At 45.7% G+C, this 23,250-nt stretch carries 28 protein-coding genes; 14 read left to right on the top strand and 14 right to left on the bottom strand.

The genetic code is table 11. The annotated features are described in order from the left end of the window. Positions 1–33: 33 nt before the first annotated feature. Complete coding sequence (locus IEY39_RS09945) at positions 34–360, top strand: hypothetical protein (protein WP_188931010.1); 327 nt, start codon at positions 34–36, stop codon at positions 358–360. A gap of 3 nt (positions 361–363) precedes the next feature. On the opposite strand, the gene IEY39_RS09940 is transcribed toward IEY39_RS09945, so the two are convergent. After that, positions 364–1,512, bottom strand: coding sequence for a flavin-containing monooxygenase (locus tag IEY39_RS09940; RefSeq protein WP_188931009.1), 1,149 nt, complete (start codon positions 1,510–1,512; stop codon positions 364–366). 98 nt (positions 1,513–1,610) lie between these two features. Continuing rightward, positions 1,611–3,281: a LuxR C-terminal-related transcriptional regulator gene (locus tag IEY39_RS09935; RefSeq protein ID WP_188931008.1), complete on the bottom strand. Its 1,671-nt coding sequence runs from the start codon at positions 3,279–3,281 to the stop codon at positions 1,611–1,613. 467 nt (positions 3,282–3,748) lie between these two features. On the opposite strand from IEY39_RS09935, the gene IEY39_RS09930 reads away from it, so the two are divergent. Further along, positions 3,749–4,423, top strand: coding sequence for a Type 1 glutamine amidotransferase-like domain-containing protein (locus tag IEY39_RS09930; RefSeq protein ID WP_188931007.1), 675 nt, complete (start codon positions 3,749–3,751; stop codon positions 4,421–4,423). 5 nt (positions 4,424–4,428) lie between these two features. Here IEY39_RS09930 and IEY39_RS09925 read toward each other — a convergent pair whose 3' ends face one another. Both IEY39_RS09925 and IEY39_RS09920 read right to left on the bottom strand, forming a co-directional pair. Then, on the bottom strand, positions 4,429–4,899 hold the full coding sequence (locus IEY39_RS09925) for a hypothetical protein (protein WP_188931006.1): 471 nt from the start codon (positions 4,897–4,899) through the stop codon (positions 4,429–4,431). Between the two features lie 70 nt (positions 4,900–4,969). Continuing rightward, positions 4,970–5,545, bottom strand: a complete 576-nt coding sequence (locus IEY39_RS09920; RefSeq protein WP_188931005.1) for a Crp/Fnr family transcriptional regulator — start codon at positions 5,543–5,545, stop codon at positions 4,970–4,972. A gap of 216 nt (positions 5,546–5,761) precedes the next feature. Here IEY39_RS09920 and IEY39_RS09915 point away from each other — a divergent pair, with 216 nt between their 5' ends. Both IEY39_RS09915 and IEY39_RS09910 read left to right on the top strand, forming a co-directional pair. Then, positions 5,762–6,310, top strand: coding sequence for a hypothetical protein (locus IEY39_RS09915; RefSeq protein WP_188931004.1), 549 nt, complete (start codon positions 5,762–5,764; stop codon positions 6,308–6,310). 9 nt (positions 6,311–6,319) lie between these two features. After that, positions 6,320–7,114 (top strand): arginase family protein, encoded by a 795-nt coding sequence (locus IEY39_RS09910; protein ID WP_188931002.1) that lies wholly within the window; start codon positions 6,320–6,322, stop codon positions 7,112–7,114. Between the two features lie 182 nt (positions 7,115–7,296). Here the strand turns inward: IEY39_RS09910 and IEY39_RS09905 are convergent, their stop codons facing one another. The 8 genes from IEY39_RS09905 to IEY39_RS09870 form a co-directional block, all read right to left on the bottom strand. Beyond that, positions 7,297–7,668, bottom strand: coding sequence for a hypothetical protein (locus IEY39_RS09905; protein WP_188931001.1), 372 nt, complete (start codon positions 7,666–7,668; stop codon positions 7,297–7,299). Between the two features lie 488 nt (positions 7,669–8,156). Continuing rightward, positions 8,157–8,525 carry a hypothetical protein gene (locus IEY39_RS09900; RefSeq protein WP_188931000.1) on the bottom strand — a complete coding sequence of 123 codons (369 nt, stop codon included), beginning with the start codon at positions 8,523–8,525 and terminating at the stop codon, positions 8,157–8,159. Positions 8,526–8,926: 401 nt separating this feature from the next. Continuing rightward, complete coding sequence (locus IEY39_RS09895; protein ID WP_188930999.1) at positions 8,927–9,289, bottom strand: DoxX family protein; 363 nt, start codon at positions 9,287–9,289, stop codon at positions 8,927–8,929. Then, a complete protein-coding gene (locus IEY39_RS09890; protein ID WP_188930998.1) occupies positions 9,286–10,083 on the bottom strand; it encodes an SDR family NAD(P)-dependent oxidoreductase in 798 nt (265 codons plus the stop codon). Before IEY39_RS09890 ends, IEY39_RS09895 begins: the two co-directional genes overlap by 4 nt. Positions 10,084–10,168: 85 nt before the next feature. After that, positions 10,169–11,023, bottom strand: a complete 855-nt coding sequence (locus IEY39_RS09885; RefSeq protein WP_188930997.1) for a helix-turn-helix domain-containing protein — start codon at positions 11,021–11,023, stop codon at positions 10,169–10,171. 93 nt (positions 11,024–11,116) lie between these two features. Next, the gene (locus tag IEY39_RS09880; protein WP_188930995.1) at positions 11,117–11,416 is read right to left on the bottom strand and encodes a hypothetical protein; all 300 of its coding nucleotides are present in this window, start codon (positions 11,414–11,416) and stop codon (positions 11,117–11,119) included. A 42-nt stretch (positions 11,417–11,458) separates the two neighbouring features. Continuing rightward, positions 11,459–11,719 (bottom strand): Txe/YoeB family addiction module toxin, encoded by a 261-nt coding sequence (locus IEY39_RS09875; protein ID WP_188930993.1) that lies wholly within the window; start codon positions 11,717–11,719, stop codon positions 11,459–11,461. Beyond that, positions 11,719–11,973 carry a type II toxin-antitoxin system Phd/YefM family antitoxin gene (locus tag IEY39_RS09870; RefSeq protein WP_188930992.1) on the bottom strand — a complete coding sequence of 85 codons (255 nt, stop codon included), beginning with the start codon at positions 11,971–11,973 and terminating at the stop codon, positions 11,719–11,721. The genes IEY39_RS09875 and IEY39_RS09870 overlap by 1 nt, the downstream gene beginning before the upstream one ends. A 716-nt stretch (positions 11,974–12,689) precedes the next feature. On the opposite strand from IEY39_RS09870, the gene IEY39_RS09865 reads away from it, so the two are divergent. Further along, positions 12,690–13,763: a hypothetical protein gene (locus IEY39_RS09865; protein WP_229688854.1), complete on the top strand. Its 1,074-nt coding sequence runs from the start codon at positions 12,690–12,692 to the stop codon at positions 13,761–13,763. Between the two features lie 46 nt (positions 13,764–13,809). Here IEY39_RS09865 and IEY39_RS09860 read toward each other — a convergent pair whose 3' ends face one another. Further along, a complete protein-coding gene (locus IEY39_RS09860) occupies positions 13,810–15,291 on the bottom strand; it encodes a Fic family protein (protein ID WP_188930990.1) in 1,482 nt (493 codons plus the stop codon). A 223-nt stretch (positions 15,292–15,514) separates the two neighbouring features. On the opposite strand from IEY39_RS09860, the gene IEY39_RS09855 reads away from it, so the two are divergent. Both IEY39_RS09855 and IEY39_RS09850 read left to right on the top strand, forming a co-directional pair. Continuing rightward, on the top strand, positions 15,515–16,264 hold the full coding sequence (locus tag IEY39_RS09855) for a DUF4261 domain-containing protein (RefSeq protein ID WP_188930989.1): 750 nt from the start codon (positions 15,515–15,517) through the stop codon (positions 16,262–16,264). 167 nt (positions 16,265–16,431) lie between these two features. After that, complete coding sequence (locus IEY39_RS09850) at positions 16,432–16,731, top strand: putative quinol monooxygenase (protein WP_188930988.1); 300 nt, start codon at positions 16,432–16,434, stop codon at positions 16,729–16,731. Positions 16,732–16,854: 123 nt separating this feature from the next. Here the strand turns inward: IEY39_RS09850 and IEY39_RS09845 are convergent, their stop codons facing one another. Beyond that, positions 16,855–17,985 carry a CocE/NonD family hydrolase gene (locus IEY39_RS09845; RefSeq protein ID WP_188930986.1) on the bottom strand — a complete coding sequence of 377 codons (1,131 nt, stop codon included), beginning with the start codon at positions 17,983–17,985 and terminating at the stop codon, positions 16,855–16,857. Between the two features lie 83 nt (positions 17,986–18,068). On the opposite strand from IEY39_RS09845, the gene IEY39_RS09840 reads away from it, so the two are divergent. The 7 genes from IEY39_RS09840 to IEY39_RS09810 all read left to right on the top strand — a co-directional run bounded on the left by IEY39_RS09840 (position 18,069) and on the right by IEY39_RS09810 (position 23,240). Next, on the top strand, positions 18,069–18,827 hold the full coding sequence (locus IEY39_RS09840; RefSeq protein ID WP_188930984.1) for a class I SAM-dependent methyltransferase: 759 nt from the start codon (positions 18,069–18,071) through the stop codon (positions 18,825–18,827). A 39-nt stretch (positions 18,828–18,866) separates the two neighbouring features. After that, positions 18,867–19,451, top strand: coding sequence for a Crp/Fnr family transcriptional regulator (locus tag IEY39_RS09835; protein ID WP_188930982.1), 585 nt, complete (start codon positions 18,867–18,869; stop codon positions 19,449–19,451). A gap of 43 nt (positions 19,452–19,494) precedes the next feature. After that, positions 19,495–20,025, top strand: a complete 531-nt coding sequence (locus IEY39_RS09830) for a YceI family protein (protein ID WP_188930980.1) — start codon at positions 19,495–19,497, stop codon at positions 20,023–20,025. A gap of 137 nt (positions 20,026–20,162) precedes the next feature. Next, the gene (locus tag IEY39_RS09825) at positions 20,163–20,723 is read left to right on the top strand and encodes a dihydrofolate reductase family protein (protein ID WP_188930978.1); all 561 of its coding nucleotides are present in this window, start codon (positions 20,163–20,165) and stop codon (positions 20,721–20,723) included. A 2-nt stretch (positions 20,724–20,725) separates the two neighbouring features. Further along, positions 20,726–21,616 (top strand): alpha/beta hydrolase family protein, encoded by an 891-nt coding sequence (locus IEY39_RS09820; RefSeq protein ID WP_188930976.1) that lies wholly within the window; start codon positions 20,726–20,728, stop codon positions 21,614–21,616. Further along, positions 21,591–22,172, top strand: coding sequence for a sigma-70 family RNA polymerase sigma factor (locus IEY39_RS09815; protein ID WP_188930974.1), 582 nt, complete (start codon positions 21,591–21,593; stop codon positions 22,170–22,172). Before IEY39_RS09820 ends, IEY39_RS09815 begins: the two co-directional genes overlap by 26 nt. A gap of 69 nt (positions 22,173–22,241) precedes the next feature. Further along, complete coding sequence (locus IEY39_RS09810; RefSeq protein WP_188930972.1) at positions 22,242–23,240, top strand: FecR family protein; 999 nt, start codon at positions 22,242–22,244, stop codon at positions 23,238–23,240. Positions 23,241–23,250: the final 10 nt, after the last annotated feature.

Here is a 23,250-nt window from a genome sequence, read left to right as displayed (position 1 = left end):
GTACTTCATGTCAGTCTACACAACCCACTCACTGTGGCAACCTCGATTTACGTGCCACGGTCGCTAAAGCCGCTCGGCGCCTTCATGCAGGTTAAGGTGAGGGATAGTAAAGGCGCTATTGTTTACGAAACGCAGTTACCAAAGTTTGCGCCGAAACTCGAGATATCCCACAAGGCAAGCTATGTGGCAATCGACCCGGGCTACAGCTATGGCGTTCTCCTCGAATGCGAGACCGCACAGCTGCCAACCGGTGAATATCGTGTGGAGGTGTCGTACTCCAATTTGCAGTTTCGAGGGTTCCCGGGTAATTTCATCGGCGACCAGAAATGCCATTCTTCGATAACCGTAACGGTGGAATGACTATTACGATCCAGGTTCATAAATCGGTCGGCTTGTCGTGTCAGCAATTCCCCGGCTTTGCGGCGCCGAATGCGGCATCATAACCCGTCTCCTTATAAATTCTACCACATATTTTGCATCGCGGCCAACGCCTTGAATCATAGGTGAAGAAAATGCAAAAAGAAAATGCAGGCCCACAAAATATAGTCCCGGCTCGTTTGAAACCACACCTCGCTCGTGTAGCGGTTCTCCATCTTTAAATATAGGAAAATGGATCCAGGAAAAACCAGGGTGGAATCCGGTGCACCAAATCACATTTTTTACATCCAATACTTCGCCGTTCTCCAGTTCCGGTCTTCCATCTTTTATACCTTTCAAACGAGGCAATCTTTTGATACCCGCGCGCAGAAGATTTCCGGGTTTTTGTCGTATAAGCGGCGCACCCATTGAAACGACTTTGGGTTTTACTTTCCTACCGATAATTGTACTGGTGGTAAGCAACCGGTGAAATATCAAACGAAACACGATAGGTATAATAAATCGTTGAACATTGCGATTATCAATATTAAAGGGGACATGCCCTGTGTCGCGCCCCGCTAATAATACGATGTGACGATTGCAAACATCCAAGGCAATTTCTGCACCTGAATTTCCAGCTCCCACGATCAGCACAGGACCTGGCTGCAGTTGCAAAGAATTTTCATAGGCGGAAGAATGTAGCTGGACGACCGTCGCATCCAGTTCGCTGGCAAATGGAGGGATCTTAGGATACTGATAATTCGACATGGCTACCACCACATGGTCCGCCTCATAAAATTCTTCACCGCATTTTATTTTATATGTTTTCCCTTCGCGCCTCAAGGCATCAACCTTTGATCTCAGCTTCACGGGCAATTGAAAATGCTTTGCATATTGCTCCAGGTAATCGGCCATTTCATCTTTGGTAGGAAAGTGATATTTGGAAGCAGGAAAGGGAAGCCCCGGCAGCGCATTAAACCGGCCATAGGAAAACAGTCGGAGCGAGTCCCACCTTTTACGCCAGGTATCACCGATACATTCCCCGGCATCTAAAATTAGGAACGATATGCCTGCCTGGGCAAGATAATAGCCTGTGCAAAGGCCGGCCTGGCCGCCGCCAATAACAATGACGGTATACCGCTTTGTTTTTTCCATAACCCTTTGATTTTGTAATGTAAATTAGAAGGAAGTACTAAACCGGAAAACAGCGGTACTACGTAATTTTTATTACCGACTACGTATATTTTGTGATCTCAGGATATGAATAGGTTTTTCTTCACGGCATAGGAAGCGGCAAAAGCCCTGGCTGATTTTCCATAAACGCCCATTTTAAGATAAAGATTGGCAAGGTGTTTTTCCACCGTGCGGACGCTGAGAAAAAGTTGTTGAGCTATCGCCTTGTTATTTCTCCCTTCCGAGATCAAACGAAGGATTTCTAATTCCCTGCCTGTAAATTCCGGCACTTCATGTCTTTGTTCAAGCACCTGTTGCCTGCGAGCGGTTTTGAGCAGCTGCTTTATTTTTTCAGTGTGCTTTTCTGCGCCCATCCTTTGGAAGACTTTCAGCGCGGTAATCAATTCCGATTCAGCATTCCGATATTGTTTCTGGCTGATCAATACTTCGGAGAGAAGAATCCGGGTAGCGGCTGATTCAAACGGAACGCCAATGGTATCGTAAATATCAATTGCATCTTCAAAATATTGTCTTGCCGCCGCGGCGTCCCCACATGCGTCCTGCCCTATTCCGCGGCAAACAAGCAAGGAAGCTTTGACGGGTTCAGTATTGATAATTGCAGTGATTTCTTCGAATTCATTAACGACGTTTGTGGCATCTTCTATTCTCCGTTGCTTTGAATAGATGCGTATTAGCAATTCCAGTGCAGCTACTTTACTGATCTTGGCTTTACTGGGAATCTGCCGGAGATAGCGTAGCACTAAATCTCCCGCCATTTCCAGCTCTCCCTGATCGTACGCAAAGGCTGCACACGTAAGCAACTTGATGAAAGGAACCTGCGCTTGCTGAAGTAAGTCATTAGCCTCGATCCATCTACCTTGCTTTCGTCGCAACTCGGCCAGCTGCACCAGGAGCATGCTGGCATGTGTCGGGTGTAAATGTTCAACTTCCCCGGCCACAATCATCAATTCCTGTTCAGCCGCTTCCCATTCGCCTTTCCAGATAAGTACGGATGCATATTGTATACGACAAGATGAGAACAACATATCGCAGTGCCAGCGGTGGGCCATCTCTTTTAGCTGGCGGCACCATTGCCCGGCTCTTTCAAGATCACGGATACTCTTACAAGCTTCAATGAGAATGCAGCAAGTAATACCTGCAATTGCAAAATCCTTTACCTTACCCGTAGTAGCCAGTAAGGTTGCTTCGTCAAGGTAACTCATTGCTTCCCGTATCTTTCCCTCGGTGGTCAGTATTAAACCCTTGACGCCGGTAGCCATCATTTCACCTTCTATGCTGCCCACCCGTTTGCTAATGGAAAGACTTTCTTCCACAAGCTGCAAAGCAGCATCGTTGGTCGGATGCTGCATAAAACATATTCTTGCTTTAAGAAGGGTGATAAATGCAAGTTCCCAACACTCTCCGGCTTTGCTTAATAAATTGGTAGCTCTTTGTAACCAGCCGTTTGCGATAGCCAATTCGCCTTTTATTTGCAGGTAGTCCATCCCCAGCCAGCAGGCATTCCGTGCAGCGCCTTTTATATCACTGACTTGAACGAAAGCCTCGTAGGCTTCGAGACGATAATGAAAGACTTCATTAAAATCGTTCAGCCACCAACAGGTGCTTGCGATTTCTTCGAGTGCCTCAGCTGAAGGGCTTTCCTCAAGTTGTTGCTTCAGCAAATCGCGCGCTTCATTCCACCGGCCATCTGCCGCAGCTTCCCGGCTTTGTTGTAAGAGCGATTTTGGCATAAAATCCCTTTTTAAAGATCCATTCGTCCTTCATCAAATTTAATAAAATTGCATATATAAATAAAGTTATAATCACCCTGAATTGCTCCGCGAAAATCGCCCATGGATGGAAGCCAATGAGGTGAAGCGCGTGAAGGAACTGGAGGAGGAGAACGTACGTTTGAAAAGGATCTTGGCCAACCTTACCCCTTGAGGTCGATGCTGTTAAGAATGTGCTAGAAAGAAACACGGCGCGGAGCTGGCTTGTTGAAGATTATCAGGCACTCAGCTCAGCGGCCAGCCTCAAATGTCGCTTTTTACCCTAAGATTGTCGCAGTGAAGGCTTTTCGTGCTTAAAAGGATGTTCTAGTTTTGAAGGAAGATGATGATCAAAACCTTAAATGCGATCACATGAGAAAAGTACGATAACGACTCCGGTTTGGTGAAGAACTGGTATTCGGGGCGACAATATAGTCAAAGAAAAAAATATGAAGATTCTTCTCACTTCAGCAGGCATCAGCAACGCGAGTATTCGCAACGCACTGGTTGACTTACTGGGCAAACCGATTGACGAGGCGACCGCTCTTTTCGTTCCCACCGCAATATACGCCTTGCCCGGCGGCGGGGACATAGCACGAAGAGTCATTTGTGGATCATTAGGTGACCCTTTCTGTGAATTAGGTTGGAAGTCTTTGGGAGTACTAGAACTCACTGTGCTGCCCAGCATCAAACAAGAGCTTTGGCTTCCCATGCTTCAGAAGACTGACGTCTTGTTGGTAGGAGGAGGCGATTGCCAGTATCTGTGCTATTGGATGCAGCAGTCCGGACTGGCAGACCTTTTGCCATCGCTGCTGCTCAAGACGGTCTACGTTGGCTTAAGCGCCGGAAGTATGATAATGACCCGTTTTGGAACTACCTACGGTGGTCATATTCTGCCAGCGGAAAGCAATAAATCGCTGGGATTGGTTGATTTTGCGCTACATCCGCATCTGGATCATGAATGGTTTCCGGAGAATTCCCTGGCCAGCCTGGAAAAGTTGGCTGCAACGATACCCGTGCCGTCATATGCGATTGATGATCAGACAGCCATTAAAGTGACCGATGGTACTGTTGAAGTCGTCTCTGAGGGACAGTGGAAGCTGTTTACCCCTAGAGCGTTTTAAAAGGATCAGCCTGGCTTCGTTACGGTTAATATGATGGCCAGCAGGAACAATGTCAGCTGAATGGCATAAAAGATACGAAGACGGACGAGGGGCTGGCGGAGTTGCAGATGGATCTGGCTTTCCGGCGCATCAAGAATCTGCTTTATTTTCACCTCCTGGCGGGCGCCGAACAGGAAGCCATTCGAGATCAAAGCCACAACCACCCCCATTTTGAGCTGGAACCACAGCTGGCCATAGGTGTGAGTGATGAGAAGGAGGCCCACTCCTGATGAGATCAATAATATCGCACCCAACGGCAGGAGGCCGGATAAGCCCAATAGCTTTTTAAAGTAATATTTGACGGCGGCCTGGTCTTCATCCAGAGAGTTCGAAAGCTTTTTAAAGGCGAGGAAGCTGACGGCGGATGTTCCGGCCATCAGAGTAAGTCCTGTGAGATGGATAACCACCAGGGATTGTAAGAGTCGAAGAGTGTTCATGATGTGTCGTCATTTTTTTGACAACACAAAATTCTACAAGCCTCTCGTCTTTTTCATGCACCCAGGTTAACTATTTGGCCCCGGCAAGGCGCTTTCGGATGCGGCTCAACGATTGCGGCTTTACACCTACATACGAGGCAATATAGTATTGCGGGACGCGTTGGACGATGGCGGGATAATTGCGCAAAAAGTTCTTGTAACGTATTTCGGGAGTATCGGTGTACAAAGAGGCTATCTGGGCAATGGCATTTAAATAAACGGCTTCGATGGCCAGACGGCCAAATCGTTCGCCGTATTCCACCTCCTTATAGAACTGCTGGATGCCGTCAAAGCTTATCAGCCATGCTACACAGTCTTCCAATGCCTGTATGCTGATCCCGGAAGGACTCTGCGGCAAAAAACTCGTATAGACACATACAAATTCACCTTCCTTATTGAAATAATTGGTTTGGTCCTCACCGTCCTTATCTAGATAGTATCGAACGAGGCCGGATTCTATGAAGATGATATTGCGGCATATTTCTCCCCCGGCGAGCAAATGCGCCCCTTTTTTATATTCTTTTCGATGAAACAGTCGCTGTGCGACCGCCTCGTCCGCCGGTGAAAAGGGGATGTAATTCCTAATCGTTTGAATAAGTAGGTCCACGCCCGTAAATTAAGGATTATCTCCGGCTTTACCTCTATTTCAGAAACCCCTTCAAATAATCCCATCAACAAAATACAGGATCTGCTCCCACATCGATTTAAGAGTTAACGCGCGGACCTCGTCCACATATTCTTGAAACTAATAACGTGTTATTGCCCGGCAGAATAATTATAGCCAGACTTTTCGTATCTTATACCATCTCCCAACGAATTACCGATGAAGCATTTTATACTCGCTTTTTCTTTTTTTGTCTCCATTGCAGTTGCTGCACAGGTTAGGACAACGCCCGACAGCATTGCAGTAAAATCGATTAGCGGCATTGTTAACAAAATGCTCGATATACTCTCCGGCGAGAAGGGTAAAATCAGGGACTGGAATGCGCTCAGTAATTTATTTTTGTCGACTGCCACGTTCACTTGCTTAAATCACCCTAATGACTCAATGCCGAAGGCTGTTGAAACGGTATCGCTGACCGAATTCATCCAACTATTGCATGACGAGTATTATGAGAATGGATACCTAGAATATGAAACCGGTAGCGTGATTAACCAATACAATGGAATTGCTACGGTTTTTCAGAGTTTCTATGGGAAGGATTCAGAGGACAAGGAGGAAAGAGGCATCAATACTTATCAGTTGGTGTTTTTTGACTCGCGATGGTGGATCGCGAGTGTCCTGTGGACAACGGCTTCAAACGGGGTCGCGATACCAAAAAAATATCTAAAAAAATATGTATTTGGTCGGACGGATACAAAAAAACCGTAACAAATTATTATGATTTTCATTAACCCTCAATGGCAAGGTTCGGGTTTGACAGATGAGTTGAAATTTGGAGCGGAAACGCTTAGTTTATATTTCAATAACTTTGACAAAACAACAATTCCGCTCTCTGCCAAGAAATTAACGACCATAGACAACATAAAATGTTACGAGCCAATTTTAGAACAAACAAGCCTTTTCAGACAAATTCTTGCTGACAGCAAACTTAATAAGGTATCAACTATCGGTGGCGACTGTGGAATAGAAATTGTACCTATTTCCTATCTCAATAAAATGTACCAAGAGGACATCTGTATAGTTTATATTGATGCCCACGCAGACTTAAATACACCTGACAGTTCGCCAAGTAAGGCATTTCACGGAATGCCATTACGGACACTTTTAGGAGAAGGGAATGAAAAATTTATTGATTTACTCTTTTCAAAACTTAATCCCGAACAAATATGTTACGTGGGGTTAAGGGATTTAGACGAACCTGAAAAAGAATACATTTCAAGGCATAATATGACAACTATTACAAATTGTCAATATGCAGACATTCAAAATAAAATTGAAAATTTCAAAAATGTTTATATTCATCTCGACTTAGACGTTTTAGATAAATCCGAATTTGAGTTTTCAATGTTTCCGACAACAAGTAATGGTTTTTTAGTTTCGGATGTTGCTCATCTCATTGAAAAAATAAAAAAGCATCATAATGTCGTTGGATTTTGTATCACAGAATCAACGGCTACAACATTGGAACAATTGGACGCAATAAAACCAATTCTCGACCAAATTGAAATTTGAACAATCGGACGAAATGAAAAACTGCCACCAACATAGTAGAGTTTCGAGCCGGATAGATCGACGGTGTAATCCCCAGGTGCCGTTCCGATTGAAAGCAATGTATTCTGCTGAAGGACGTTCTCGGGGTTGCCGTTGACCACCCGATAAATTGAGACGGAAAACGGCGGAGTCGATCCGGCAACTCAATGATAAAGCATATCGAATACACTAATACCAGGAAGATCTTTATAAGACCCGAATTCGATTCGATCGAACTGGGAAACATTGACGATGATCGATCTGCCCCCTTTCAGGTCGTAGCAAAACACATATTTACCGGTCGATCCGAGATACTGGATGGTATCGTTCGTTAGCGGAAACCGCTTATCCTTCAGCCAGCCGATCACCGGTTTATTGATCTTATTCCTGTGGAATAGGAAAAGTTGCCGATCCAACGACCATATATAAAAGAACATGACGGCCATGAATAATAAATAGGTAAATACCCTTTTTTGAATGAAGGGTTTATAGCGGTGGACCTTTTTCCATAAGGAGATCACACCAACTATTAACATAACTTCAACGAATGAGAGGTTGATCAGCCAAAAAAGAAAGTACTTTTCAGTCCAGTGATTCCTGATGTTGAGAATAACTGCGTAGAGTAGATATGAAATTGGGTAAAGAATGACCAATAGACTGAAAAATTTGTGAGCAAGGGCTGAGTTCTGGTCCGGTACGAAAATATCAATAGGCTGGATCCGAGGACTGAATAACTGAAATATCAGGTAGGTCAGATAGAAGCCGGCAACGAGCAAAAAGAAATACAATACCAGCAAAGCGATCTCATTCAAAAAAAGGAGTATCGCCTCGCTAAAAGAGATGTAGTTCGTGATCCTGATATTGAATGTTGCGTAAAAGATATAGGACTGGAGAATACTGAGAAAGATCAAGGTAGACCCCAAAAACGATACGAGTCTGATCAAGGTGTCAATAGGAAGCGTCTGTTTCATGGCATGGTCGCAGGTTGGTTGGAAGGAGCAAAATACCAGGAGTTCATCATGGCTTATTGCCCGACAAAGGCTAAAAAAGTAATGGAATAGGGCTCTCCGTCATTTCCAATAAAATGTAGAACCGTGTTGGTATGATCGGGTGGGCCGGTTGTAGTTTGGCCTACATAAAATTTAAATTGTTGCTTCGTATAATCCAACACTACATTCACAGGATTCCCGGGCGTCTCGTATAACGCAATGCTGGTTGGAAATGCTTTTTGCTCTTGCAGCCAATTCGGAGTAGGTCCGGAAAAGAATATAAAAAATCCCCAGGTTTGAAACCAGATAATACTGCCTTCTGATGGAACACCTGAATTTGGAATGATTTGGCCATGAAGATGAAGGCAAGCAACCGACACCAAGAGTACAAATGCGCTTTTCATAACAAAAATTTTACGGAGTCATTCGATTGATAACGACTAATTTGAAGATGAAAGTCCCAAAATCTGGCAGAAACAACGCCCCCATCCCTTCAATAGAAATCTAAAGTATATCCCCAAATAATGCAACGTGAAAAACACCCAATTTTCCGCTTGTATTTCAGTTTTCTGTATAACCACTGTTTAAATGGTGGCGATGACTACACGATCTGTTCAACAAATTCTATGCAGCACAGCTATTAGCAGAACAGATTTTCAGGCACTTAGCCCAGCGACCGGCCTCAAATCCCCCAAGAAATGGTTTGAAAAGTGCCCAATCCGGGTCACAACGACCCCTCAGCTCTGCTGAGGGGTCGTTGGGTAATGCCTTCAGAGGGGTAGAGGGATCGCCCGAGGTAATCCTCTCAATTGCTTAGCCGCATCCTGAAATTCCACCACGAAACGGTAGTCAAAATCGAAATGATGAGTGGAACGATCACCTTTGTTGCGCCATCGCCAACCGCCCATCGGGAGGCAGCAGCACCGGAGAGGTCCAGCAAAATACCCATATAAGCTAAGTCTTTGATCCAGAGTTTTCGGGGAATGGCAATCACAATTGCACCAATCACCTTCCATGTGCCAAGTATGATCCTGAAATAAGACGGATAGCCCAGGTGATGAAGATCGGCTTCGATATGTGGAAAAGGGATCAAATTGCCTAAGCCTGTAACAAAAGACATTAGCGCCACTAATGTAGTCGTGAGGATATAAACCCAGTTACGCTTCATAAAATGTTGTTGTTCCTCTTTAGTATTCTGGCGGACATTTTCCGGCTCAATGGTTCCGGAATAAGCGCCCGCATCACCCTGAATTTGAGCCCTGGATAAACCAGCATCTTGTTCTTTGCTAAAGCATTCAGCGCTTCGGCTACACACTGCTCCACACTGAGCGGTTTTACAGGAGTATTTTGAAGGGAAAATCCGAGCTTATAAAAAATAGGTGTCTCGGTGGGTGTTGTAACCAACACCGTGATATGAATGCCGAACTCCTTGAATTCCGCATGCAGACTCTTGCCCAATGCCTGGATGAAGCCTTTGGTTGCCGCCTCGGTTGCCATATAGGGCACGCCCTCCACTGCCCCCATTGCCCCTGTCAGCAGTATGCCCCCTTTTTTCCGCAACGCCATTTTTTGGCCAAAATGATGGGTAAGCAACAAATGCGAGGTAGCGTTGAGGTGGATCCGTTCAGTAAGGTCTTCTGGGGCCCGATCGAAGAATCGGGCAACATTACCTGTGCCGGCGTTTGAGATCAACAGTCCGACCTCCAGGTTGCCGGTGCTCTCTATCACTGAATCAATACCCTCTTTCCTTGTCAGGTCCGCCTGAATTGCCTGGCATTGAATATCGTACCGGGATGAAAGCTTCCCGCCCAGTTCGAAAAGCAATTCTTTCCTTCTTGCTACCAAAACCAGGTTAAATCCCTCCGCCGCCAGTCGACGGGCAAACCCTTCGCCAATGCCCGAAGACGCTCCCGTGATCAACGCCCAATCGCCGAAAGCGGACGGCTCGATTTTTGATTTCATTGCTTTCTTTTTCTATTGGAAACAAAGTTGATGCGGCGGCCCCTAACGACCTTGCCTAAAAATTTCAATTCGTTGAACAATTCACTCAGCGCGATCGTTGTTTCTTGTCCGGTTGGCGGGAGGAAGCAGGCGTAATCCCGAATTGCTGCTTAAATGATCTTGAGAAATGCGGAACGTCGTTGAAACCTGTTTGAAAGGCAATCTCGCTGATGCTCAACGTGCTTACCTGAAGCAATTCCTTTGCCCTTTCCAATCTCTTTAGCTTGATGTAATTTGCGGGAGTATCATCGAATAGCGCATAAAACCTCCGGTTGAACGTAGCCAGGGTCATATTGGAAAGTTCAGCCAGGTCCTTAACCGAGGTATTTGAATATAAATGCCGTTGGACAATTTCTTTCAGACTCACCTCATGAGGCGTAAATAAGCCTTGCAATAATTCTTTTATCGAGGTTGCATTTCTGGTTTGCAACAGAATAAGTATGAGCTCCTTTACCTTTAGCTCGAGGATATCATCGTTTATAAGAGCGGGGTTCTCGAAATAGAAATAGAGGTTCTCCACGAACTTCTTTATTACCTCCTGCGAGGCGATCTTTTGCATGAATGGACTCCCAACATCCTTTTTCAGAAAGGTCGGAAATTCCTGCCGGTATAATTTTTGGAGCATTTCCGAATGGAGATGAAAGACCAGTATTTCGTAGAAATCGCCATCGGGATATTCGAGCAGGTTGGCAAAATATGTCCCGCAATTCAATATTACCGACTCATCGCTTCTGACCTCTACCTGTTCAGTAGGCGAGTTGATCAGGGTCTTACCCCTTTTATAGTAAATGAAGCAGGCCTGCTGTGGAAATTTTACCGACAGACGGTAAGGAGGTTTAATGCTGATCGTTTCAATCAGCGTTCTGCCCCACAGGTCAAGCTTTTTGTGGCTGATGACCATTAGCAGCCTTTTCGCGCGATCGCCTGCTTATGCAGTGTGGGGTCTATCCGGCAGATCAGTTCCGCTAATTTTTCGCTGTATGACATAAGACAGTTATTTCGCTTCGACATAAGCCTTGAGACCGGCCATAAATTTCTTGATGCCAATAGAGGAGTCAAGGATGATCGTGTATTGGACACCTTTGCCAGTACTGTCTCCAGCAGAGGTCCACGTAATCGTAGCACCGGTTGTGGTAGTGTCCACCAAGCGGACAGTAAAGGCATGCAGCGGGACGGGCGCGGCCGGTGCTGGGGCATGGACATCCTTTTTGCAGCCATAAGAAAAGGCAATAGCCAGGAGTAGGGGAGATAATATCGCATAGAACAATGCATAAATGTACAGCGTAATGACCAAATCTCATAGCACGGCTATGCAACATGAACTGTTGCAGATTACTCAGGCATCGTAGTGAAACCGACACTGAAGAATGTGCAATTGTTTATCCTTCACTGCATAAACCAACCTATGCTCATCAGTTATTCTACGGCTCCAAAATCCCTTGTACTGGCCCTTCAAAGGCTCCGGCTTTCCGATGCCTTTGAAGGGATTTCTCAGGCAGTCTTTGATCAGTTCATTGATCTTTTGAAGAACCTTCTTGTCCGTTTCCTGCCAATAGAGATAATCTTCCCATGCATGGGTCTGCCAAGCCAATTCCATTAATCTTCAATTAACTTGTGTTTCGCAGATTTCCCTGAGCGCATTTCCTCGATGGCTTCATCCAATCTTTTTTGATTGGCCTTGCTGCTCACCAAGTGCAGTGTTTCCTGAATCGAGTTGTATTCTTCGAGGGACATAACCACCACATTCTTCCCCTTGCTTCTTGACACGATGACGACTTCACTGTTGTCATTCACCATATTAAGATTTTCGGCAAGGTTATTCCTGAATTCTGTATAGTTGACAACTTGCATATTAAGTACTTATTTGAGTACAAATTTAAGACATTTAGCTTCACTTCAAAATCAATAGTTCATTTTATAAAAATCATGTTAGGAATCAAGCAATTAGATCAGGAATCAACCTCAAATCGGCCAAGAAGCGGTTCGAGAAGTGTCCAATCCGGGTCACGCAGCCCCCCTGGCGATAGCCAGGCCGCCAGCTTGGTAAGGTGATGAATTTGTTCGCCGGAGCGGATAAATGAAACAGCCCCATCCCGCTAAAGCGGGATGGGCTTGGGTAAGGCCTTCAGAGGGATAACCGAGCGAAGCGAAGGTTACGAACGAGGAGGAGCGAGGGACGAAGCTCCGACGAAGTCCTGGGATCAGCGGAGCTAATCCTGCCCGGGTCACAAGGCTCCGACGATAGTCGGGTTTTTTGTGTTTATCTCCTAAACGGTAATGGTACTTTTCTTTCACTCTGGCAATTACGATTCTCATGCAAAATGGGTGAAAAAACGGTGTATTAGCATTTTCGGAAATTCGTATCTTCTGGCATCCCCGAAACCTTTCGACCATGTTAAGCCTTGCAGGATTCATTAGGAGCACCTTCCTTTTTATCTTTGGCCGCATCAATCGTCCTGGCTTTCCGGTGGATAGATCAGAGCCGACACCGGCCATTCCATACACAATGAGCGGCCTCAGTTCTTCGCAAGTGAGTTACTTACGTTCCTAACAACCCAAAAATTACTATGAATATCATTTCTTTTATCAAGTCCAAAAGTATGACAACAAAAGTAGTGGTCATGGCTCTGGTTCTAATTGCGATAACGGAATTTTGCCTTAGTTGGGATTTAGTTGGGTTTTCCCACGCGCTAACTTACGCAGCAAACGATCCTGGCAAAACGATCTTTCATTTGATTTTACTGCCGTTTGCTTTCGTAGAATTTACCAGAAGCCTGCCAGATTTCAAGGTCATTTACCATGCACTTTCCGAGAATAGAAAGATCCAATTAAAGTGGATTGTAGGCATCCTAGCTGTTTTAGCCATAGCATTAATAGCAAATGAAATTGATTCCCATTGCAATCTGCATAAGAATCAAAAAGATCAAACTTATATAATGCCTCATGATATCAAAGACTCCATTACGAGAACGGAAATAATAGTTCTTAGAGATAAGATTTTCGACTCGACTACAAGTAATGCTGATTCGATGAAGATAGTTCGAATGAAGACTGAATATCTCAACAAAGTAAAATCAGTCTGTTGTGGTTTTCCGGCTTACATGACCCCTTTTATGAGCTTCAATTACCTCGAGTCGGCCATCGGAACAGTTTTTGGGGGCCTCATTTTATTTTTAATGATGACATCCGTTATCGCCTACTGGGACCTTCATAACGCTCCACAGTTTAAGGTGCCTCTGAATAATATCATCAACAGTTATTCAAAAATCGGTCTACTAATGATTGCAGAGGTCATCCTCAGAACTTATTCGGACAATTACATCAATTTCCTTCACCCTGGTCAAAGAAATCTGGACGTGTTCTTTATACTCTTGGCCGTTTTGATTTTTGTAACAATTTTTGCGACGAAAAATATTTCAAAAAAGCAAACAAACATCCTATCAGTGATCTACGCAGCAATTGCCGGAATTTTGGCTTTTGGGGAATCTATATTTAAGCTTCCCGTCCATGAATGGATGGGTTGGTTTTACGAATGGAATTTGCTGCCAAGGATTATTATATATCTGTTCTTAATACTTCTAGTAGTATTTTTTTCTATTGCCGGTAGAAACCAGAGCCAAGGAGATAATGGGGTTGGTTAGATGTGGCCGATCACTGTTCGATATTTTTTTGGCAGGAATTGCGGCTCTAGGCCTGATCAGTAACTAACATTACATCGAAATCAAACCTTTCAACACTGCCAGACAACTCAATGCTGCATTTTATAGGATAGTCGATTTTGAACATACTATTATTGCCAATACTTCCAAGCTGTTCAAGAAGGACAATATTAGGATTTACAATGAATACAGGTTGGTAATAGTTGGGATCATTAAATCCAGCTATTGAATAAGGTTGGCTAAACGACACTCCTTTACTTGTTACAGCATGAACAATGATATAAAGCCCATTCTGATATAACTTTGTGCTCCATTCATTCGGATGTTTCCAGTCAAATTTTGGTGTCAGCACAATTTTTTTTATTCGGATAAATGCACCTGCCTGTGGTAGTGTATATTCTTTAATTCGTTGGTCGTTGGTTAGAACTATTGCCACATCCCGTTTTATTAGATCCGTCACCGCGATGCTATACCGCGTACCTCTACCTGCACCGTGAACAACTAAATTACGCGCACTTACGAGATCGGTTAATATTCTTTTAACTGTAGAATTCGGGATATCTAATCGTTTTGCAATATCTCCACTGCTAATTCCAGGATTATTTTCGACGAGGGTATAGACATTTAATTCCCTCATGCCTATACCTATATGTTCCCTATTTTCTTTGTCTTTTAATTTTTGCATCAAAAGCCCTTGGATATTTTTCAGGCAGTCTAAGAAAAAAATTACCCATTCCGTTACATCTTCCCCTGGTCTGTTTCTTTGCGCCTCCATAAGCCTGAGATAATATTCCTTTTTTCTATGTTCTATTTCATGTTCGAAACTCACATATTCAATCCATATATAACCATTTTTCATCAACAAAAGTGTTGTTAATAGCCTGCTTAAGCGGCCATTGCCGTCCTGAAATGGGTGTATGCTCAGGAACTCATAAACAAAGATTGCCACCCTTATCAGAGCGTGGGTACTGGTATCATTGTTGTACCAAGCGATGAGCTGACCCATTGCATCCTGGGTTGCCCACCCTGGGAGAGCTGGCTCAAAAATCGGTGTCTTGGTGCCGTCCACTTCTGTTTGTTCGACACGATTGGTGTTGATTTTATAATCTCCTTTATGGTAGTTGTCTTTGCTGCTGTATTTCATTAAGAAATTATGCAATTGTTTGAGGCTGCTTTCAGTTACAGGAATATCCTGGTAAGATTCCCCTATTAAATTGAGGGTTTCATAATAGCCTGCCACCTCCTGTTGATCCCTTTCTGAGAGCTTGTTAATATCCAGGTTTTCTATTAAAACGGCGACTTCCTGGTCAGATAAACGGGAACCCTCTATGCGAGTTGAAGCACCTACGCTTCGCACAGTAGCAATCGACTTCAACTCTTTTAGAGTAGCTTTTTCTCTTCGCTCTATTGCCTGCCATTGAGCATCAAAACGGTCTAGTTGGCTTAATTGCTGAGCAAGTTCCATCCAGTTCGCTGGACTAAAAATAACAGTATGAATTTGCGTATTCATGAGACGATTTGAGACGTAAATGTACGATTTATATTTTTTAAAATGAGACGATTCAAGACGATTTTAGACGAAAAAATCCTTTACTCAATGAATATGAATTAATTATCAATGTCCTAAGTAGAAGAATCTCAGGCATTTAGTACGGCGAAAGAAATAACACTGTCAAATTCTCAGTATATTGTCAGGCAATATTTCTCCTATGTTGTTTAGATCAAAAAATAAGATGAAAACCGACAGCAGGATAATCCTCGGAATGATAATGCTTGAAGACAATTCTCCGTTTAAATTGGGACTATTCCTGGATGATATCAAAGAGACATGTGAATACAAAGTAGGCAAGCCCTCCGGCGACGAAAATGCAACTACTCTTAATATTGATGGAGAATTGGTAGCCATCGGATCAATGCCTGTATCCATTCCGATGGGGGATATTGAGGGTACAGCAAAATATGCCTATAACTGGGATAATGCAGTGGAAGAGGTGAAAGAGCATAAAGCGCATCTGATAGTCTCCGTTATGCAAGGGAGCGATAATATAGTAAAAAGGTACAAGATATTCACTTCTGTGATTTGCTCCTTATTGCGTACAAACAATGCTATTGGCGTGTATAAAGGAAATCAATCTCTTCTGATTCGTAAAGACGATTATTTGCAAGAGGGGGAAGGTATGAGTGATGAGTGGTATCCTTTGAACTTGTGGATATATTTCGGCCTTCGCCACGACAACGATAAGAATTCAGGGTATACATATGGGCTTAAAGAATTTAATAAACGTGAACTCGAAATAGTTGACTCCGTGAGAGGGCTTGCTGAAATAAGGGCGTTCTTGTACAATATGACGCATTATGTCCTTGACTATGATGTTGAATTCCAGGATGGTCAAACCTGCGGGTTATCTGAATCCGAAAAAATCGGCATAACGCTTTCAGCCGGTGTTTTTGTCGATGGTGAAACCTTTAAGATGGCCTATTAGCGTTGCATGATAACTCACAGATTCCAAACAAGGAGGCCCGAGCGAACTTCGAAAGAGGTCTGTGATGGCAGGCGCCGCGGCGGTGGTGATTGCGCTGGCGCGAGTCCACCCAACGGGAGGCAGAAAATTTGCGTTCTTAATTGTTATAAATCAATAAACAATTAGTTATGGTAAAATTTGCGTTGTTGGTCCGGCTGGAAGCCGCGGCCGGAAAAGAAAAGGAATTAGCGGATTTTTTGAAAAGCGCGCTGCCGCTGGTGCAGGATGAGCCCGGCACGGTCCATTGGTTTGGACTACAGCTTGGAGCTTCGACATTTGGCATTTTTGATACGTTTGAAACGGATGAGGCCCGGCAAGCCCATCTGGCCGGCAAAGTAGCGGCAGCTTTGATTGCCAGGGCACCGGAGCTTCTGGCCAAACAGCCGGTGATCGAACCTGTGGATCTGCTCGCGGTAGCTACCAAATAAAGGACTTAATTCGAAAATCAACCTCAAGTCCGCCAAAAAATAGCGGTTCGAAAAATGTCCCGTTTGGGTCACAGACCCCCGACGATAGTCGGGGTTTTGTGTGTGTGGTAGTGGTGTGAGTAGTTACTTTATTTCAACAACTGACTTATTTAAAGATTTTTCCAGCAAATTTTTGAAAGCGCGTTGATCTTTTATTTTTTCATCGATATAACTGAGTGTAAGATTAAGGACAGTTGCATATTTATCATCCTGGGAACAATTGCCGGATGCCTTTACAATTGGGCTAATGCTACAAAAATCCTGATGTTTGCCATTGACCACCTGAAGTATCTTTTTGTCCTTTAATGCATCGGCAAAATGATAAACTGAGTCGAAACTATCGTCGGGTGAAGACGATGGGCTACTTTCAAAGCGGAGGTAAGGTACATTTAAGCTACGATTTCTAAATTCCTGAGTTTGGACCAGGCTGTTGAAATTGCTATCCTCTTTTTTCGCGTCGGGGTCCTTTTGACCGTAATGATGAAACTCTGATCCTTCCAGAGACACAATACAGGCAATGCCTGGGATCTTATCAGGCAATAGGTTCCCACAAAGTCCACCCCAACTGTAGCCAATGATTGTGATCTTGCGGAAATCAATAAAAGAGTTTTGATAAAGATTCTTTATTGAAAAAACTGCATCACTAACCTGCTCGAACAGGTCTTCTTTTTCAGTCGTCATATCTCCAGGAAAGCGGCCAATGGAAGCAATTGAGACCACAAAATAACCTTTTTGGGCAAGCGATTCCAACAAAGTTAAATTTTCATAGCACATGCTTCCATAACTTGCGAGGTAAACCACAAGCGGCCATTTGCCTTTTTGTATCGGCGCACTTTTATATGTTTTTGTTCGAAATGCCAAAAGTTTTGCAGGATCAGAACATTTAAAGCCTTCGCAAAAAGCTTTTGCTACCTGTGTTGTTAAGCCGATTGAATTTGCAGTGCCGGTATAATAGTTTGCTCTGTTCTCCAAGAGCCTAAGTATATCTCCGTATACAAGCGCAGTATCTGTCGAAGATATATTAGCCGGATACCACAAATCAATATCAAGAGGCCTAAAATGGAGAGGGTCATTGGTTTCGGTACCAGGCCGATAAATACGAGAGCTATCTGTCAGATGTATTTCTTTGTAGCCAGCCACATGATCTTGGTTTTGCGCTTTCAAAGAAATAGAAATAAATATAAGCGCGATAAAGGTGAATAGATCTTTCTTCATCTTGTAATTTTAACCGAGGGGTAAGATATTATTTGGTTTCTTAATGAATTGGTAAATCTGCTTAAATTGGCTAATTAATGACAATGGATAAACGCTTCATTTTCGATTATGACCGGCACGGCGGTCAATATGCCAGTCACCGACGCACCGATGCCCGCATCGCCCGCTATGTTCATGACGCCCTAGGGGCCGCTGCTACCGTCTTGAACGTGGGCGCCGGGGCGGGTTCATATGAACCGGCGGACAGGTATGTCATCGCCCTCGAACCCTCCGCGGCCATGCGAGCGCAACGCCCCGTCGATCTCCCGCCTGCTCTGATCGGCGCTGCCGAGTCGTTGCCGTTGGACGACAAGTCAGTTGACGCGGCCATGGCTATGGTTACCATCCATCACTGGAAAGACTTGCAGAAAGGATTGCTTGAAATGAAAAGCGTTGCCCGGCAAAGGGTCGTCATCATGACTTTCGACGGCGATGCTCTCGATAGCTTTTGGAATGCAGAATATTTCCGGGAAGTGGTGGAGACCGAACGGCGCCGCTATCCTAAGATCGACTGGATCATGTCCAGTCTCGGAGGTAACTGCAGCATCACGGCGATTCCTATTCCATTGGATTGTGTCGACGGGTTTCAGGAAGCTTTTTATGGCCGGCCCGAAGCCTTCCTGGATCGCGAAGTGCGGCGGGCGCAATCGGCCTGGGGCTTCTTCTCCGATGCCGAGCAGGAAATGATGGTAAGCCGGCTGGCGGACGATTTGCATTCCGGAGCCTGGGATAGCAAGTATGGCCATCTGCGGACCCAGCCTTTCTTTACCGGCGCTTTGCGGCTGATTACAGCTTTCGTCTGATTTTTATAGAAACCGTATCTTGTGGGGCTATACCGCATTATGGCCGACCTTCCCCAGTACTGTATGTATTTCTCCCCGCTGACCGACGCAGCGCTCCACGATCTGCTGCAGGCGACCGAGACCAGAACCTACCGGAAGGGGCAATACCTGTTACGGAAGAACCAGACCTGCAATCATCTCTTCTTCATCAACGCCGGGCTGGTAAAATCCTTTTTCTTCAGTGGAGATAAACAATTCGTGATGCGCTTCTTTGCGGAGAATGTACTGTTCTCCGTGTTCGATAGCTACACCTCCCGAGCCCCCTCCAACTGCATGCTCATTGCGCTCGAGTCGACAACGGTCACCACTATTGACTATGATTCGATGGCGGCGCTTTGCCAAGCGCACCACTGTATTGAAACCTTTTTCCGAAAACTGTTGTCCGTTGCAACGACGAAAATGATGAAACGCATCGGCGAGATGCTGGAAGGGAAGGCTACCGAACGCTACAACCAATTCGCGGCGGAGAACGGCGCGATCATGCAGCGAATCAGCCTTGGCGATATCGCCAATTATTTAGGGATCACGCAGCAATCCTTGAGCCGCATCCGGGCGGCAAAGCATTATTTACCAAAGGGTAAATAAATCCGGGGACCCGCCGTCTACCTTTGTTGTAAAAGCAATAACCATGGCGACAAAGACAAAATGGACAATCGACCCCGGGCACTCCAAATTACAATTCAAGGTGAAGCACCTGGCCATCGCCAACGTGGTAGGGACTTTCAGAGCCTTCAGCGGCAACGTGGAAAGCGACGATGCGGCATTCGAGAATGCCGACGTCTTTTTCGAAGGGGATGCGGCCAGCATCGACACGAACAATAATGAGCGTGACAACCACCTCAAATCGAACCTCTTCCTCGACGTCGTGCAGCACCCGAAGATCATCTTCGAAGGAAAAGCGACAAAAGTTGGGGATGATCGCCAAGTCACCGGCAACCTTTCCATTCATGGCGTAACAAAGCCCGTCACACTTTTGCTGGAACACACCGGCACCGGCGAAGGACGGTTCGGCGACAAAAGGGCTGGCTTCGAGCTGAGCGGGAAGATCAACCGGAGGGATTTCGGCCTCGAATTTGACCTGCTGGCGGGCGGCAATCTTGTCGTGGGCGAAGAGATCCGAATCCAGGGGGATATCGAATTGGTGCAGTCAGGCGCTTAATTCCGCAACGCCGACAGGCGGGTGTTATCATTTGCGTCGCTTTTTGCCCTAAAATTGTCGCAGGGAAGCCTTTTCGTGCTTGGATAGATGTTCTATTTTTGAAGAAACTTGATACTCAAAACTTTAAATGCGATGAAATGAGAAATCTAGTCTACGCAATCAACCTATCCATCGATGGCTGCTGCGACCACAGAAAGGTCGGTGGCCCCGATGATTCAATGCTTGATTTTTGGATAAACCTCGTTCGGGATGCGGGCGTCCTTGCCTATGGGCGTATAACATATGAATTGATGGTGCCTTATTGGCCCGATATCGCAAAGAATCATTCCGGACAGGATAAGGGTGATATCGACTTTGCCGAGGCATTCGATTCCGTCGATAAGATCGTTTTCTCACAATCGTTAAATGGGGTCGAAGATAAAAGATCGAGACTTGTTCGCACAAAGCCTGAGGACGAAATATTGAAATTGAAACAGCAACCGGGGAAATATATTTTACTCGGCGGTGTTGCTCTCCCTTCGCAACTCATTGCGCTTGGCCTGGTTGATGAATATTATTTTGTGGTTCATCCAGTCATTGCAGGTGAAGGGCGACGATTGATGGAAGGTATTCCCCTCCAGGAGAGGCTAAAATTAAAACTTGTTGATTCAAAGGTCTTTAAATCAGGAAGTGTTGCGCTGCGGTATATGAAAAATTAGCTATGAAATATTTGCTGACAGGCTATTTAATTGGTGCAATATTTATAGGGGTAAGGGCGCAGGAGGCATACCAAATCCTTCATTTCTCCTCACCGCATAATTGCTTTCCGGATACGGCCAGGGATCATGGGCACCTGGACGGCGATGGAAACCATCTTCCCCGGGAAGGACATTATGACGATAGTTCGGTATTGCTGGTAGTACCGGCTGGGCTGCACATGGGGAAGGCCGTGGACCTGGTGGTCTGGTTCCATGGCTGGCATAACAGTATCGATACGGCTTTGCAATTTTATGGACTGGCTCGTCAATTTGCTGCTTCGGGGCGAAATGCAGTGCTGGTACTGCCGGAAGCGGCGAAGAATGCGGCGGACAGTTATGGAGGAAAAATGAGGCGGGAGGGGATGTTCAAATTGCTGGTCGCGGATGTGTTGGAGGAATTAATGCGACAAAGGGTCGTTCCCGCCGATGCCCAGGCAGGGCATATTGTGCTGGCGGGGCACAGCGGCGCTTATTCGGTGATGGCCGATATATTGGAAAATGGAGGCCAGGCAGTGGATGAGGTATTCCTGTTCGATGCGCTGTATGGCCGGCTCAACACGTTCACCCGATGGGCAGAAGATGGGAGTCACCATTTTGTCCATTGGTTTACCAATACCGGCTACGGACCGGACAAAATGAGTGATACGATGATGTTGCGGCTGCGCCAATATAAGATACCCTATGGATTGTCGGAGGAGGCATCGGTAGATGACGGGGTGATAAAGAACAATAGAATCTTGTTCGTACATAGTCCGAGAGAACATAATGTGATCATTAATAACCCGGATGATTTTGCATTGCTGCTGAAAAATAGTTTTATTTTAGCGAATGGCCATCCTTTCGAACCTGAATGACAGCGAATTACTCCAACTGCTCAAGGATGGCCGGGAAGACGCATTTACAGAGATTTACAACCGGTACTGGGAACGGCTCGTAGCAACGGGCTATTATTATACCCGCTGTAAAGAGGTTGCCGAAGAGATCGTCAATGACGTACTAATGGGGCTTTGGCTCCGGCGCGCCAGCCTGGTGATACAGTCCCTTCCTGCCTATCTCGGCACAGCCGTCAAATTCGCTGTATTCAAAGCCATGGCCCGGAATAAGAGACGGAACCAGCTTCTTAGCGGGCAGCTATTGGCCGAAGATGGAGCCGCGGCGCATAACGACACTGAACAGCAGCTGGATGCCCTCTTCCTGGATGAATGGCTTCGGGGTATCGTAGAACAGCTGCCCGAAAAGGCCCGGCTGGTATTTGTCTACAGCCGGGATGAAGCGCTTTCGGTGGAAGAGATCGCCGGGAAAATGGATTTGTCCCCCAAATCCGTTGAATATCATATGACAAAAGCGCTGAAAACCATCCGGGATTCCATCCGTAAAATGAGCATTTTCCTGCATTCTTTCCTTTCCTGAAAAAAAAACTTCGCTCCCCTTTAGGGATACACGGCGTCAAAGTGTACTATATGTTCAAACGATTTATCTATGACACAGGATAGATTGGATGAGCTGATCGATAAATATGCTTTCGGAACGATCAGCCCCGAGGAGCTACTGGAGTTGCTGGATTGGTATCACTCCGCGGAGATAGGCACGGTGGAATGGCCGACGGAAGATATTGAAGAGAAGGATCATTTACAGAAGCGGATGCTGCTACGATTGCAGGCGCAGATCGGGGCGGTAGGGGAGAACCCCGCGGTTCCGGCCCGGAGAAGAGTATTTCGCCTGGGCGCCTGGCAGGTGGCGGCTTGCCTGGCCATCATTTTTTCCTCCATCTGGATAGCCCGCCAATATCTGGATCTTACCGGGAGGCCTGCGTGGGTCGCGGTGAGGAATCCTACCGGTAAGATCCAGGCTATCCGCCTTCCCGACAGCAGCGAAGTCTGGCTAAACGCGGCCAGCGCTATCCGGTATTCCCCGGATATTGGCAAAGGGCACGATGCGCCAAGGGAAGTATACCTCGAAGGAGAAGGCTATTTTGACGTAGCAGAAGACCCTACCCATTCCTTTGTAGTACATGCCGGATCGCTGACCACTACGGTGTTGGGTACCCGCTTCGACGTCAAATCCTTTTCGGGAGAGCAGCTGGCTTCCGTTTCCGTCATCAGCGGCAAGGTAAAGGTGCGGGACAGCGCCCGCGTACTCGATGTACTTACGACCGCCCGGCAATTGCAGGTGGATGCCCGGACCGGGAATTCCACCACGGTTACCATCGATACCAGCCAGGTAGCCGGATGGCGGCAGGGAAAACTGCAATTCTCCGGGCAGACGATGGAAGAGATCACCGCCAGTCTCGGCAGATGGTATAATATTCAATTCGTGTTTGCGAATCCGGCGATCAGCCGTTGCAGGTATTACCTCAATTTTGAGAATACCATTTCTCTGCAACAAATGCTGGCAGCACTGAAGGAGACGACCGATCTGAGTTTCCAGGAAGATGCAACTCACCATACGGTGACTATCTCAGGGAATGGCTGCAATTAAAACCGTCCGT

The organism is Puia dinghuensis, assembly GCF_014642875.1.
GTDB classification, from domain to species: domain Bacteria; phylum Bacteroidota; class Bacteroidia; order Chitinophagales; family Chitinophagaceae; genus Puia; species Puia dinghuensis.
The sequence above is the reverse complement of the archived record's forward strand: the minus strand, read 5'-3'. Positions and strand labels throughout refer to the sequence as shown.

Excerpts from the sequence above, each read along its gene's own strand:
- IEY39_RS09940 (WP_188931009.1), bottom strand. The coding sequence starts at position 1,512 with ATGGAAAAAACAAAGCGGTATACCGTCATTGTTATTGGCGGCGGCCAG.
- IEY39_RS09935 (WP_188931008.1), bottom strand. The coding sequence starts at position 3,281 with ATGCCAAAATCGCTCTTACAACAAAGCCGGGAAGCTGCGGCAGATGGC.
- IEY39_RS09930 (WP_188931007.1), top strand. The coding sequence starts at position 3,749 with ATGAAGATTCTTCTCACTTCAGCAGGCATCAGCAACGCGAGTATTCGC.
- IEY39_RS09925 (WP_188931006.1), bottom strand. The coding sequence starts at position 4,899 with ATGAACACTCTTCGACTCTTACAATCCCTGGTGGTTATCCATCTCACA.
- IEY39_RS09915 (WP_188931004.1), top strand. The coding sequence starts at position 5,762 with ATGAAGCATTTTATACTCGCTTTTTCTTTTTTTGTCTCCATTGCAGTT.
- IEY39_RS09910 (WP_188931002.1), top strand. The coding sequence starts at position 6,320 with ATGATTTTCATTAACCCTCAATGGCAAGGTTCGGGTTTGACAGATGAG.
- IEY39_RS09905 (WP_188931001.1), bottom strand. The coding sequence starts at position 7,668 with ATGTTAATAGTTGGTGTGATCTCCTTATGGAAAAAGGTCCACCGCTAT.
- IEY39_RS09900 (WP_188931000.1), bottom strand. The coding sequence starts at position 8,525 with ATGAAAAGCGCATTTGTACTCTTGGTGTCGGTTGCTTGCCTTCATCTT.
- IEY39_RS09895 (WP_188930999.1), bottom strand. The coding sequence starts at position 9,289 with ATGAAGCGTAACTGGGTTTATATCCTCACGACTACATTAGTGGCGCTA.
- IEY39_RS09890 (WP_188930998.1), bottom strand. The coding sequence starts at position 10,083 with ATGAAATCAAAAATCGAGCCGTCCGCTTTCGGCGATTGGGCGTTGATC.
- IEY39_RS09885 (WP_188930997.1), bottom strand. The coding sequence starts at position 11,023 with ATGGTCATCAGCCACAAAAAGCTTGACCTGTGGGGCAGAACGCTGATT.
- IEY39_RS09875 (WP_188930993.1), bottom strand. The coding sequence starts at position 11,719 with ATGGAATTGGCTTGGCAGACCCATGCATGGGAAGATTATCTCTATTGG.
- IEY39_RS09870 (WP_188930992.1), bottom strand. The coding sequence starts at position 11,973 with ATGCAAGTTGTCAACTATACAGAATTCAGGAATAACCTTGCCGAAAAT.
- IEY39_RS09865 (WP_229688854.1), top strand. The coding sequence starts at position 12,690 with ATGAATATCATTTCTTTTATCAAGTCCAAAAGTATGACAACAAAAGTA.
- IEY39_RS09860 (WP_188930990.1), bottom strand. The coding sequence starts at position 15,291 with ATGAATACGCAAATTCATACTGTTATTTTTAGTCCAGCGAACTGGATG.
- IEY39_RS09855 (WP_188930989.1), top strand. The coding sequence starts at position 15,515 with ATGAAAACCGACAGCAGGATAATCCTCGGAATGATAATGCTTGAAGAC.
- IEY39_RS09850 (WP_188930988.1), top strand. The coding sequence starts at position 16,432 with ATGGTAAAATTTGCGTTGTTGGTCCGGCTGGAAGCCGCGGCCGGAAAA.
- IEY39_RS09845 (WP_188930986.1), bottom strand. The coding sequence starts at position 17,985 with ATGAAGAAAGATCTATTCACCTTTATCGCGCTTATATTTATTTCTATT.
- IEY39_RS09840 (WP_188930984.1), top strand. The coding sequence starts at position 18,069 with ATGGATAAACGCTTCATTTTCGATTATGACCGGCACGGCGGTCAATAT.
- IEY39_RS09835 (WP_188930982.1), top strand. The coding sequence starts at position 18,867 with ATGGCCGACCTTCCCCAGTACTGTATGTATTTCTCCCCGCTGACCGAC.
- IEY39_RS09830 (WP_188930980.1), top strand. The coding sequence starts at position 19,495 with ATGGCGACAAAGACAAAATGGACAATCGACCCCGGGCACTCCAAATTA.
- IEY39_RS09825 (WP_188930978.1), top strand. The coding sequence starts at position 20,163 with ATGAGAAATCTAGTCTACGCAATCAACCTATCCATCGATGGCTGCTGC.
- IEY39_RS09820 (WP_188930976.1), top strand. The coding sequence starts at position 20,726 with ATGAAATATTTGCTGACAGGCTATTTAATTGGTGCAATATTTATAGGG.
- IEY39_RS09815 (WP_188930974.1), top strand. The coding sequence starts at position 21,591 with ATGGCCATCCTTTCGAACCTGAATGACAGCGAATTACTCCAACTGCTC.
- IEY39_RS09810 (WP_188930972.1), top strand. The coding sequence starts at position 22,242 with ATGACACAGGATAGATTGGATGAGCTGATCGATAAATATGCTTTCGGA.